Source organism: Flavobacterium sp. C4GT6 (genome assembly GCF_036347315.1).
GTDB lineage: Bacteria > Bacteroidota > Bacteroidia > Flavobacteriales > Flavobacteriaceae > Flavobacterium.
Genome location: NZ_JAZGZU010000013.1, coordinates 85,374 through 97,204 on the forward strand (window position 1 = coordinate 85,374; position 11,831 = coordinate 97,204).

12 protein-coding genes are annotated in these 11,831 nt (G+C 36.3%); 8 read left to right on the forward strand and 4 right to left on the reverse strand.

Features of this window, described 5'->3' with window-relative positions; genetic code table 11:
- Window positions 1–5: 5 nt before the first annotated feature.
- Window positions 6–1,118, reverse strand: coding sequence for a lactonase family protein (locus tag V3Z67_RS14165; protein WP_330443930.1), 1,113 nt, complete (start codon window positions 1,116–1,118; stop codon window positions 6–8).
- Window positions 1,119–1,234: 116 nt separating this feature from the next.
- On the opposite strand from V3Z67_RS14165, the gene V3Z67_RS14170 reads away from it, so the two are divergent.
- From V3Z67_RS14170 to V3Z67_RS14190, 5 genes are read left to right on the forward strand one after another with little or no spacing between them, the layout of a single operon-like run.
- On the forward strand, window positions 1,235–3,163 hold the full coding sequence (locus V3Z67_RS14170; protein ID WP_330443931.1) for a vWA domain-containing protein: 1,929 nt from the start codon (window positions 1,235–1,237) through the stop codon (window positions 3,161–3,163).
- Complete coding sequence (locus V3Z67_RS14175) at window positions 3,160–4,416, forward strand: dihydroorotase (protein WP_330443932.1); 1,257 nt, start codon at window positions 3,160–3,162, stop codon at window positions 4,414–4,416. The genes V3Z67_RS14170 and V3Z67_RS14175 overlap by 4 nt, the downstream gene beginning before the upstream one ends.
- A 4-nt stretch (window positions 4,417–4,420) precedes the next feature.
- The gene (locus V3Z67_RS14180) at window positions 4,421–4,867 is read left to right on the forward strand and encodes a hypothetical protein (protein ID WP_330443933.1); all 447 of its coding nucleotides are present in this window, start codon (window positions 4,421–4,423) and stop codon (window positions 4,865–4,867) included.
- 1 nt (window position 4,868) lies between these two features.
- A complete protein-coding gene (locus tag V3Z67_RS14185) occupies window positions 4,869–5,198 on the forward strand; it encodes a DUF4870 domain-containing protein (RefSeq protein ID WP_330443934.1) in 330 nt (109 codons plus the stop codon).
- Between the two features lie 3 nt (window positions 5,199–5,201).
- Window positions 5,202–5,855: an alpha/beta hydrolase gene (locus V3Z67_RS14190; protein ID WP_330443935.1), complete on the forward strand. Its 654-nt coding sequence runs from the start codon at window positions 5,202–5,204 to the stop codon at window positions 5,853–5,855.
- A gap of 45 nt (window positions 5,856–5,900) precedes the next feature.
- Here the strand turns inward: V3Z67_RS14190 and V3Z67_RS14195 are convergent, their stop codons facing one another.
- From V3Z67_RS14195 to V3Z67_RS14205, 3 genes are read right to left on the reverse strand one after another with little or no spacing between them, the layout of a single operon-like run.
- A complete protein-coding gene (locus V3Z67_RS14195; RefSeq protein ID WP_330443936.1) occupies window positions 5,901–6,383 on the reverse strand; it encodes a hypothetical protein in 483 nt (160 codons plus the stop codon).
- A gap of 35 nt (window positions 6,384–6,418) precedes the next feature.
- Window positions 6,419–6,910 carry a hypothetical protein gene (locus V3Z67_RS14200; protein WP_330443937.1) on the reverse strand — a complete coding sequence of 164 codons (492 nt, stop codon included), beginning with the start codon at window positions 6,908–6,910 and terminating at the stop codon, window positions 6,419–6,421.
- Window positions 6,911–6,917: 7 nt separating this feature from the next.
- Window positions 6,918–7,682 (reverse strand): MBL fold metallo-hydrolase, encoded by a 765-nt coding sequence (locus V3Z67_RS14205; protein WP_330443957.1) that lies wholly within the window; start codon window positions 7,680–7,682, stop codon window positions 6,918–6,920.
- Window positions 7,683–7,767: 85 nt separating this feature from the next.
- Between V3Z67_RS14205 and V3Z67_RS14210 the strand changes: the two genes are divergently transcribed.
- The 3 genes from V3Z67_RS14210 (at window position 7,768) to V3Z67_RS14220 (ending at window position 11,825) form a co-directional block, all read left to right on the forward strand.
- Window positions 7,768–9,237 carry a TonB-dependent receptor gene (locus V3Z67_RS14210; RefSeq protein ID WP_330443938.1) on the forward strand — a complete coding sequence of 490 codons (1,470 nt, stop codon included), beginning with the start codon at window positions 7,768–7,770 and terminating at the stop codon, window positions 9,235–9,237.
- A gap of 83 nt (window positions 9,238–9,320) precedes the next feature.
- Entirely contained in the window at window positions 9,321–10,343 is a 1,023-nt protein-coding gene (locus V3Z67_RS14215; protein ID WP_330443939.1) for a transglutaminase domain-containing protein, read from the forward strand.
- 90 nt (window positions 10,344–10,433) lie between these two features.
- Window positions 10,434–11,825: a serine hydrolase domain-containing protein gene (locus V3Z67_RS14220; RefSeq protein ID WP_330443940.1), complete on the forward strand. Its 1,392-nt coding sequence runs from the start codon at window positions 10,434–10,436 to the stop codon at window positions 11,823–11,825.
- Window positions 11,826–11,831 lie beyond the last annotated feature (6 nt).

Below are 11,831 nucleotides of genomic sequence, written 5' to 3' on the forward strand. Positions count from 1 at the left end.
ATAACTTATTTCACTGCTGTAAACACCAAACATACCGGTGAGCAAAGTTCAATACATTTTTCCGTATCGGTTAGCATACCTGTCGTTCTATCCCTTTTAAAAATAATTACATCATTGCTAATTTGGTTAGCAACAAGCAGGTAATCCTCTTTAGGGCCAAAGGCAAAATTTCTTGGTCCTATTCCTTCGGTAATGGCTTGCTGTACTAAATTTATCTTTCCGTTTGCATGCACCCTGAAAACAGAAATAGTATTGGCATCACCCCTATTTGTAGCATATAAAAACTTACCGTCGTGTGATATATGAATATCGGCAGCACCCGTTTGCCCTGTAAAAAACGGAGTCACAATTGTACTTTCCTGTATCTTCTCTATTTTACCTTTTACATAACTAAAAGCTGTTAAAGTACCGTCCAGTTCCTGCAATACATAAAAGAAAACATTGTTAGGACTAAACACTAAATGCCTTGGGCCACTACCCTTTTTTACCTCTACCGTATCGGCTAGCGTTAGTACTTTACTGCCATCTGTAGCATTTTTATTATATTTATAAACAGATATTTTATCTGTACCAAGATCATTAGCAAAAACATAATTCTTATCAGGAGAAAAGTAAACCATGTGTACATGAGGCCCTTCCTGTCGATCTTTATTAATACCGCTACCACTATGTTTTATTACCTGTTTGGCTTTTGTAAGTCCGCCATGCTTATCCTTCCCAAAAACAACTATGGTACCTCCGGTATAATTGGCTACAATAACATGCTTATCATCATTAATTAAGTAACATGGGTCGGCACCTTTAGAGTCCTTTTTATTAATAAATTCAATCTTCCCACTCGAAGCCGTGTAGTTAAAGGCACTTACTGTGCTTTCCTCTCCGTTTTCATTAACGCTGTATAAAAATTTATTGTCGGCAGAAACCGTTACATAACTGGGGTTAATAACTCCTTGTGAGCTGTTTTTTAAAGTAGCTTCGCCTGTTTTGGTATTAAAATCATAAACATAAATTCCTTCGCTTTCGCAGGCATTGGTATAGGTTCCTATAATCAGGTTGTAATTGTCCTGTGCATTTAAACTAATGCATCCTAACAAAATAAGTAATCGGGTAATTTTCATGAGTGCAAATTAATGATAACAAAAATAGGGTATTTAAATATTATGTGAAATTTATACTGTAGTTATGCACTTTCATTTAGAATAAAAATTTGTATTTTTGACAAACTTTCAACTAAATGCAGTTCAAACATCCGGAAATCCTTTACTTCTTATTCCTATTGGTAATCCCTGTTCTGGTACACTTGTTCCAGCTGCGACGCTTTCAGAAAGAATACTTTACAAACGTACGTTTCCTTAAGGAACTCAACATGCAAACCCGCAAGAGTTCTAAAATCAAGAAATGGCTTTTACTTTTTACAAGGCTGTTATTACTTACCTGTCTTATCCTTGCTTTTGCACAGCCGTTTTTCAAAGCCAGCGACGATAACAACAAGAGTAACGAAATGGTTATCCTACTGGACAATTCTTTTTCCATGCAGGCAAAAGGCAGTAAAGGCGAACTGCTTAAAAGAGCCGTACAGGACATACTGGAAAACACACCCGAAGATCAGCAGTTTTCGCTTATAACGCCAACTAATGCATACTGGGATACCGATGTAAAATCCATACAAAAAGAGTTACAGAATATTAATTACGGTTCGGTACCTTTTAATCCTGATTTCCTGATTACAAAAGCCGAGACAAAAAAGCCTAATACGGGTAAAGATATAGTGGTTATTACTGATGCTGTTAATTTGGAAAGCCAGAGCATAAGTAAACTTGACCCAAAATCTCCTGTTTACTTTATAGTACCTGAAGCCCAAAACAAAAACAACGTAGCAGTAGATAGTGTATACATTTACCAAACTCTGGAAAACTTCTACGAAATTGCGGTAGACTTAAAAGCAAACGGAACAGTTAACGATGATACATCGGTAGCGCTATACAATGGTAAAGAACTTACAGCCAAAACGCTGGTTACTTTTGATCAGCCATCAAAAACACTAAACTTTACCATCCCTAAAAAAGATTTTCACGGCTATGTATCGGTTTCAGATAACAGTCTGGCTTATGATAATGAGTACTATTTCAGTATCTCAAAACCCGAAAAATCAAATGTACTGGCTATTGGTGATGAAGCGAAAAACAAATTCCTTTCACGCATTTATACTGACGATGATTTTGTATTCAATTCGGTACAACCCGGCAGTGTAGACTACAATAGCCTTGAAAAACAGGATGCCATTATACTTAATGAGCTTACTGAGATTCCGCAGGCACTTATCACAACATTAAAATCGCTTTACGAAAAAGGTGGTAATATTATTGTAATCCCTTCGGCAGAAGCATCTGTGCAAAACCTTAACAGCCTTATGGCTGCTTTTGGTAATACATCCCTTCTTACCCTTAACAATAACGAAAGGCAAATAACTAAAATATCATTTAGCCATCCGTTATACCAAACCGTATTCGAAAGGCAAATTAAAAACTTCCAGTACCCTAAGGTAAATAACTCATTTACCATTAAAGGAACTGCACTACCGGTACTATCGTATGCAGACCAGACTCCGTTCCTGGCATCGTTAACTAACAGGCTGGGTAATGTATACCTGTTCTCTGCACCTATCAATAAACAAAACACTAATTTCCAAAACTCCCCGCTTATTGTGCCTACCTTTTATAACATGGCTCAAAACAATAACAAAACCGGAGTTTTTGCATATAAGATAGGAGAAAACCAAAACCTTATTATTGATGCTCTGCTGTCTAAAGATGAAGTGGTAACCGTAAAGAACGATATAAGCGATTTTATCCCAATGCAGCAAATACTAAACAATAAGTTAAAACTGTCGTTTGGCGATTATCCCGAAACTGCAGGTAACTATAGCGTGGTAAAAAATGAAAATGTATTAAAAAACATCAGTTTTAACTACCCAAGAACAGAAAGTGACCTTGGCCTTCAAAACAGCAACATTGTAAAAGACTATACTAAAACAGATTCTGTTTCAACCGTATACAACGATATTAAATCACTAAGGACTGCCAGCGAATTATGGAAATGGTTTATTATTGGCGCGCTGGTATTCCTGTTACTTGAACTCTTTATCCAAAAATTTGTAAAATGAACCTGATCTTTAAAAACGCTACCATTATTGATAAAAACAGCAAATTCAACAATCAGGCTGTTGATATTAAAGTAGAAAATGGTGTAATAACTAAAATAGCTAAAGATATTGCCGAAGAAGCAAATTTTGAAGTTATACAGCTGGATAACCTTCACGTTTCACGCGGATGGTTTGACAGTTCTGTAAGCCTTGGCGAACCTGGTTATGAGGATAGGGAAACTATTAAAAACGGACTTAGCGTAGCTGCCCGTAGTGGTTTTACAAACATAGCCCTACAGCCTAACGCAAACCCTATTGCCGATACTCAGGCAGATATAAGCTTTTTATTAAGCAAAGGGCACAATGCCGCTACATCATTACACCCTATAGGTGCGCTTACGAAAAACAGCGAAGGACTTGATATAGCCGAACTTTTTGATATGCAAAATGCCGGAGCCGTTGCTTTTGGCGATTATAATAAAGACCTGCCGGATGCAAACCTGTTAAAGATTGCTTTACAGTATGCTCAAGATTTTGACGGACTGGTAATTACTTTTTGTCAGGACAGTAAAATTAAAGGTAAAGGTGTAGTACACGAAGGTTTTGTTAGTACCCGTTTAGGATTAAAAGGTATACCTGCCCTAGCCGAAGAATTACAGGTAGCACGTAACCTGTACCTGTTAGAATATACAGGTGGTAAAATGCATATCCCTACTGTATCTACAGCAAAATCGGTACAGCTTATACGAGAGGCTAAAACAAAAGGATTAAATGTAACCTGTAGTGTTGCCGTACATCACCTTGTACTTAACGATGATACTCTGGTTAACTTTGACACCCGTTACAAAGTAGCTCCGCCATTACGACCTGAAAATGAAAGAAAAGCTCTTATAGAGGGAGTACTTGACGGAACTATAGATATGATTACCAGCGACCATAATCCGCTTGACATCGAGCTAAAGAAAATGGAGTTTGATATGGCTAAAAATGGTACTATAGGACTGGAAACTGCTTTTGGAGCACTTGCCAATATACTAGCGGTTGATGTTATTATTGAAAAACTCACTGCCGGTAAAAACGTATTCAAAATTGAAGACCATGCTATGGAAGAAGGTGCAACAGCATCTTTCACCCTATTTACTACCGAAGGAAAACATACCTTTACTAAAGCTGATATTCTTTCAAAATCTAAAAACTCGGCTTTCTTAGGTCAGGAGTTAAAAGGTAAGGCATATGGTGTATACCACAACGGAAAACTAATTTTAAACGAATAGCATTATGAAGTCACCTGTCCATTTTCTAATCACCGCTTTTTGTGCATTAGCAATATGCTCCTGTCAAAAGGCTAAAGAAACGATTAATAAAGGCGGAGAAGCTGTTGGGGAAACTGCTACCGAATTTATTGAAGGGGTTAGTGAAGGTGTTGACAGGACTTTAGAATGTAAAATCAGCCTATCTGAAAAACGTATTAATGAAGGAATTAAAACCGGTAAGTTTTACATTGAAGATGAAGGCAATAGTAAAGACAATAAACTGGTAATTTATATTATTACCGAAAAAGCTGTTAACGACACACTTACTTTTACCGTAAAGGACAAAAAAGGTGTTGAGTTTGGTCGTGAAAAACTGGTTCTTAACACAAAGGCCGGAGATGCATCTTACTATGATGTAATATTTGATGCACGAACAGATATAGAAGCAAAAAGCACGATAGAAATATATTAAAATGAATACGCAACCTGAAAACAACAACGGGAAAACATATGCCATAGTAAGTTATCTTACTATTATTGGCTCAATTATAGCAATGGTACTAAACAGTGAAAAGAAAGATGCTTTTGCCTCATTCCATATTAGGCAGGCTCTGGGTTTAATGCTTACATTTTTTGCATTAGGATACCCAGTAGGCTTTTTTGATAGCTGGATGGTAAGCTCTGCTTTTTATCTTTTTTTCTTCATATTATGGATATTTGGTTTCATAGGGGCATTACAGGGACAAATGAACCTTATGCCTATACTGGGCCCTTTTTTCCAAAAACTATTTAAAAGCATTTAATCAATGAGCAATTCATTATACTATTTAATACGGGAACCTAAAGTAAAACAGGAAAAGAATCCTTTAATACTGTTACTGCATGGTTATGGTAGTAATGAGGAAGACCTGTTCTCGTTTGCAGGGCAGCTTCCCGACGAGTATTATATCATTTCGGCAAGAGCACCATACCACATCCCTCCTTACGGAAATGCATGGTATGCTATTAATTTTGATTCGGATATGAATAAGTTTTCCGATGACAATCAGGCAATAGAATCAAGGGAACTTATCGTTAAGTTTATTGATGAACTTATAGACCAATACCCTATTGATGCTCAAAAAGTAACCCTGCTTGGGTTTAGCCAGGGCGCTATACTAAGCTATTCCATAGCACTAACCTATCCTGAAAAAATTGACCGTGTTGTAGCCCTTAGTGGTTACCTTAACATGGATATTATAGACAAAGGTTTTAATACTAACGATATTTCTAAGCTACGCTTCTTTATTTCTCACGGAGTGGTAGATCAGGTTATCCCTGTAGACTGGGCACGTAAAGCACCGGAGGTTTTAAAAGACCTGAAACTGGATGTGGAATATCACGAATATCCTGTAGGGCATGGTGTTACACCACAAAACTTTTACGACCTGTTAAGCTGGATAAACAAGACTAATCAATAATAAAAAAGGCGGTTTAAAAACCGCCTTTTTTATTGTATTACTGTATTAGCTTTGGGCATTATCATCGCCCGTTACTCTTTTTTCCTCAATAAGGGCTCCCGCATACAACGGACTCCCTTCTTTAGACAAAGTATAATCTTTTTTTACTTCAAGCATCCAGTCGTCTGCTTTGTAAATACCTTCTTCCGTTTTGGAAAGCAGGAATGTTTTAGATGAATCGGGTAAAAAAACCTCTACCACACTCTGGTCATCGTTAAAAACTACAAAAGCACTGTATGCGGTTCCTGTGTCTTTCAGTTCCTTTACAGGATTAAGCCTGTACCCTACATCATAAACCCTTATACACTCTTTTCTTAATAACGACCACCGGTATCCGGCAGAAGTAACACAACCTTTAGCATCTTTATCGTTACCAATAACCACCTTTTTTACAGGCTCAGCCTCAGGTTCCTCACCACGATCTTTCATCATTTGCTCACAGGAAATTAAACTCATCCCCGCCAGCAGCAGTGGCAATAACTTTTTCATTCGTTTTTATTTGATAACTCTAAAATACGAAAAATTTAATTATTCGCATGTAAAAGTGTTTCGGCCGGTTCAAATGTTATACTACCGTCTTCCTCAACAAAATATTTAATTATAGATTCACCGTGTAGAGTCCCGTTACTAAAATCAATTATTACCCAACGATTGTTAAGTATCCTGTAATTATTAACTAAAAAAGGACTTCCTATTTGCGGATAGTTAACAAGAGGATTTCCTCCGGCTTTTGCATTACCTGCATAAATAGCATCTCTTATTGCAATTTGAATTTTCTGTAAATCCTTATCTCCAAAATACAATTGTGCATCTTCATTTTGATCAAGTGTAAAGTAGTTGGCTTTGTAAAGATTATCCTCATTTGCGGTTACAGAATCTTTTAAGGCCTGTACTCTCCCTTCAAGAGTTTCTATATTTGTAGTTTGAAACTTATCCTTATTAGTAAAATACATATAAGTAAACACATTAATAAGTAACGAAAAAATAAACAGGTATAAAAAAAGGTTCTTTTTCATAATATAGTTAAATGGTTATCTGTAAGTTATCGTAAGCTAAAAAAACATTTTCAGGCAATTTTGCCTGTATTTCCTCATGTAGTCCCATAAGGTGACTTATGTGGGTTAAGTAAGCTTTTTCGGGTTTAATCTCATCGATAAACTGTAAAGCTTCTTCAAGGTTAAAATGAGTAGGATGTTTAGTTTCCCTTAGTGCATTTACTACAAGCACCTTTAAACCTTTAAGCTTTTCCTTTTCGGCAGGCTCTACGGTTTTCACATCTGTCAGGTAAGCGAAATCATCAATTCGGTAACCAAAAACCTGCAAGTTTCCATGCATTATATTTACAGGAGTAACGGTTTTGTTACCTATAGTAAATGGTTCATTATTTACAACAATATGCTCTTTAACAGATGGTGCTCCGGGGTATTTATTTTCCTTTTCAAAAATATAGTCAAACCGTTTTTCCAGTTCGCTAAGTACCCTATTATGGGCATATATGGCTATATCTCCCTGCCTGAAGAAAAAAGGCCTTATATCGTCAAGTCCTGCAGTATGATCGGCATGTTCATGTGTAAACAGTATACCGTCCAGCCTGTTACAGCCACAGGTAAGCATTTGCTGCCTGAAATCAGGGCCGCAATCAATCACAAAAGAGAAATCGTCCCACTGTATCCAAACGGATACCCGCAGACGCTTATCTTTAGGATCATCACTTTGGCAAACAGCATCAGTACACCCTATAACCGGTATGCCCTGCGATGTTCCTGTCCCTAAAAACCATACTTTAATCACACATTAAATTTTTACAAAAATAGGATTTATCTTTTATTAAAAGTCCTGTTTTTCCTAACTTTGCAAATATCATTGCACTTCCATGAAATTAAAAGATTCTGATATCACTCTGAAAGGAGACAAAATTATAGAGCACGTACCTTCCATAAAGGACAAGGCTCTAAGGATTAACCTAAACGAGAACATATACGGTACTTTTGCCGAAATTGGTGCCGGTCAGGAAACTGTCCGCCATTTTTTCAGGGCAGGTGGTTCATCAGGAACTATCGCAAAGGCCATGTCTGCTTACGATAAAGACTTTAGTGATGCCATTTATGGCGCTGAAGACGACGGCAGGTATGTAACCGAAAGCCGACTTAAAAAAATGCTGGCACACGAGGTAAGACTTACTGAAAACCGACTTAAAAGGGATAAGCACCCTAATAAAGTTTTCTTTAGTTATGCCAATACGGTAGCAACTATTGATTTCGCTAAACAGTTTAAAGGTCACGGCTGGGTAGGTATTAAATATCAGGTTGAACCGGAAGAGGACTATAACGAAATTACCCTGCACATCCGTTTTAAGGAAACCGATGCCCGCCTGCAACAGGAAACACTGGGTATACTGGGGGTTAACCTTATTTATGGAGCTTACTACAAATACAACGATCCTAAAAAGCTATTACGCTACCTTTATGATCACCTTGATAAAGATCAGTTAGAGATTGACACCATCAATTTCTCGGGTCCGCGATTTGCTACTGTAGATAACCGCTTAATGAGCTTACAGCTTGTTAAGAATGGTATGACCGATGCGGTAATGTTTGGCCCTGACGGTCACAACATACTTCCGGCAGCTATATTATACAAGAAAAATATTCTTGCACTAAGAGGTAGTTTCCGTCCGGTAACTAAGGTGAACATGGATATGTATGAGCAATCATACAAAATGTTTATTGAAGAAAACAAAGTGGAGAAAGATAAAGCCCTTGTTGTTTTTGAAATTACACTTTCTAACCTTAGATCTGAAGGAGAAATTGACGAGCGTGACTTTATGGACAGAGCCGAACTACTTTGTTCATTAGGCCAAACCGTAATGATATCAAACTTCCAGGAATACTACAAAGTTGTTGAATACTTCTCAAGCTATACCAAAGCTCGTATGGGGCTTGCCATGGGCGTTAACAACCTTGTAGATATATTTGACGAAAAATATTACCGTCACCTAAGTGGTGGTATACTGGAGGCTTTTGGTAAACTGTTTTACCGTGACCTTAAGGTATTCCTATACCCTATGAAAGATGAGGAAGGCGAAATAATCACTTCAGAAAACCTAATGGTTCACCCTCGTATGAAAGAACTGTACAAGTTCTTTAAATTTAACGGTAAAGTGATTGATATTGCTGATATTGATGCCAGTTATCTTGACATTTTCTCAAGAGAGGTGCTTAAAATGATTAGCAAAGGACAGTCTGGATGGGAAGATATGCTTCCTCCGGGGGTTGCCGAAATCATAAAGAAAAACCAACTGTTTGGTTATGATCCGAAAAAACTGGTAGCAGAACAGAACTAAATAAAACGGTACAATAAATAAAAAAGCAGCTATTATATAGCTGCTTTTTTATTTATATTTACGCTTAAGCACCTTAAGTCATAATGAAAAAATTTCTGCTTAGTATAATCATACTATTTTACTCCCTAAACGGGTATTGCCAACAAAATACAGATAATCCGTATTATACTATTGATAGTACAGCTATTCACACTGAATACAAAAACGATATTCCGTTATTAGTTAATGACTTAACCAAGCACTGCACTACAGATCTCGAAAAAGTACGGGCTATATTTATGTGGATAACCGAAAATATTGAATACGATTACAAAGCCTTTAATAACGGTGACACCAAAGTTGAATACTCCAAACATAAACAAGGAAAAGATTACGGAACCCAATATGCCAAATGGGAAGATAAGTTTCTAAAAAACATAATAAATAAACAGAAAGCAGTTTGTTTTGGCTATTCCTTTTTATTTAAAAAAATGTGTTCGTTAGCAGGCATACAAAGTTCAATAGTAAATGGGTATACAAAACAATCTCAAAGAGAGATAGGAATACTGGGAAAAATAGACCATGCCTGGAATGTTGTTATAATAGATAACCAATACTATTATTTTGATGTTACATGGGGAGCAGGTCACTGTCCAAGAGATAAAAACATGAAACCGACAGGATTTATAAAAGAACGCAATTACTCTTATTGGTGTACACCTTATGAAAGAATGCTGCTAAACCATTTCCCTTCAGATCCCGAATGGATAAGGCACACAACATACATTAATGCTAAAGAGGAATATAAAAACCTACCTCTATATTCATCTTCAGCAATACCATACTTTACCCTTATAAGCCCGGAATCAGGAATAATTGACGCCAAAGTAGGCGATACAATTCACTTCAAAATACAGGTGAGTGATGACTACACCCTACAGAACCAAATAATTATAGATACAAATTTTAAACCCGAAGAAAATCGTATCAAATACAGTAGCGATCAGGTAAAATATTCTGATGGTATTTTAAATTTCGACTATATTATTAAAGACAAAAGAATAAGAGAATTAACAATATACTCAGGCATATACGGAATGCTTAGCTTTAAAGTAAAAGTTCAGTAAAAAAGGAGCCTATAGGCTCCTTTTTTATTAAGTTGTATTTATAATTATAACTCAACCTTTCCGTTTATGTATTAAACCAATCCAACTAGTATGAAAAAAAATATAATGCTTCTTTTGCTTTTCACATGCTCCTTTAAAGTTTTGGCTCAAAAGGCAGAATTAATAGACAATTACATTAATGAACTCTACCAAAAAAATGCTTTTAACGGAAATATACTGGTAGCAGAAAAGGGACAGGTAGTTTTTGAAAAAAGTTATGGGCTGGCTAACGAAAAAACACAGCAAAAACTAAATACACAAACCTGTTTTGAGCTTGCCTCTGTTTCAAAACAATTTACTGCCATGGGAATTGTGCAGTTACAAAAAAAAGGTAAACTATCTTATGACGACAAAATAAGCAAATACATTCCCGAGCTTTCGTTTTACGGCAATGTAACAATAAAAAACCTTTTGACCCATACAGGAGGAATACCCGACTATATGGATTTACTGGCAAAAGAATGGGACAAAAGTAAAATAGCAACCAATAGTGATGTTATAAAAGCATTTGAAAAACAGAAGCCTGCACCACTCTTCTCTCCTAACGAAAAATGGGAATACAGCAATACAGGATACTTACTTTTAGCTACTATAATTGAAAGAGTGAGTAAACAATCGTATGGAGAGTACCTTAATAAAACCATATTTAAACCATTAAAAATGAATAATACTTTTATTTACAGAAGATGGTTTAAGCCGGAAATTAAAAACAACTATGCATTGGGTTATCTTTTCTCGCGTGAATTAAACAAAAAGGTAACCCCTGATGAGTTTGGATCTGATTTTTATGTGGTTTATCTGGATGGTATAGTGGGTGACGGAATGGTAAACTCCAACCTTGAAGATTTACTAAAATGGGACAGGGCATTATATGGTAATGAAATTATTAATGACAATGACAGGAAAATGATATTTTCCTCTTATGAAATGTCAGGACAAAGAAGTACAGATTATGGGTTTGGATGGATGCTTACCAATTCTCCCGATTATGGCAAGATAGCTTTACACAGCGGTAGCTGGGGAGGTTATATAACCTATATTGAAAGACATTTAGATAATGACAAAACCATTATTGTACTTCAAAACAATGCCTTATCCACAACAGAAATACCAGTAAAAAACATTAGGCGTATACTTTACAATCAGGAACCTGAAAAACAGGTTAAAATAGATAATAATATACTACAGCAATGTGAAGGAAAATATGTAACCGAAACCGGTAAAACAAAAGAGATTATTTATGAGGACGGTAAAATTTATGTTCCCGTAGGTCAGGAAGAAAAGCTTGAACTCATACCGGTATCCCAAACAAAATTTATTGTTGACGGTTTCAGTCCTGAGGTAAGTTTCGAGTTTACTTTTAACAGCGAAGGGAAAGTTACAAAATACAGGGTACAACAACCCGAGCAGGGCATAGATTATGAAGCAAAGAAAATAGAATAATAAAAA

What these genes read in the sequence shown, in the direction of transcription:
- V3Z67_RS14170 (WP_330443931.1), top strand. Translation starts at nt 1,235, where the DNA reads ATGCAGTTCAAACATCCGGAAATCCTTTACTTCTTATTCCTATTGGTA.
- V3Z67_RS14200 (WP_330443937.1), bottom strand. Translation starts at nt 6,910, where the DNA reads ATGAAAAAGAACCTTTTTTTATACCTGTTTATTTTTTCGTTACTTATT.
- V3Z67_RS14180 (WP_330443933.1), top strand. Translation starts at nt 4,421, where the DNA reads ATGAAGTCACCTGTCCATTTTCTAATCACCGCTTTTTGTGCATTAGCA.
- V3Z67_RS14190 (WP_330443935.1), top strand. Translation starts at nt 5,202, where the DNA reads ATGAGCAATTCATTATACTATTTAATACGGGAACCTAAAGTAAAACAG.
- V3Z67_RS14165 (WP_330443930.1), bottom strand. Translation starts at nt 1,118, where the DNA reads ATGAAAATTACCCGATTACTTATTTTGTTAGGATGCATTAGTTTAAAT.
- V3Z67_RS14210 (WP_330443938.1), top strand. Translation starts at nt 7,768, where the DNA reads ATGAAATTAAAAGATTCTGATATCACTCTGAAAGGAGACAAAATTATA.
- V3Z67_RS14185 (WP_330443934.1), top strand. Translation starts at nt 4,869, where the DNA reads ATGAATACGCAACCTGAAAACAACAACGGGAAAACATATGCCATAGTA.
- V3Z67_RS14220 (WP_330443940.1), top strand. Translation starts at nt 10,434, where the DNA reads ATGAAAAAAAATATAATGCTTCTTTTGCTTTTCACATGCTCCTTTAAA.
- V3Z67_RS14195 (WP_330443936.1), bottom strand. Translation starts at nt 6,383, where the DNA reads ATGAAAAAGTTATTGCCACTGCTGCTGGCGGGGATGAGTTTAATTTCC.
- V3Z67_RS14175 (WP_330443932.1), top strand. Translation starts at nt 3,160, where the DNA reads ATGAACCTGATCTTTAAAAACGCTACCATTATTGATAAAAACAGCAAA.
- V3Z67_RS14215 (WP_330443939.1), top strand. Translation starts at nt 9,321, where the DNA reads ATGAAAAAATTTCTGCTTAGTATAATCATACTATTTTACTCCCTAAAC.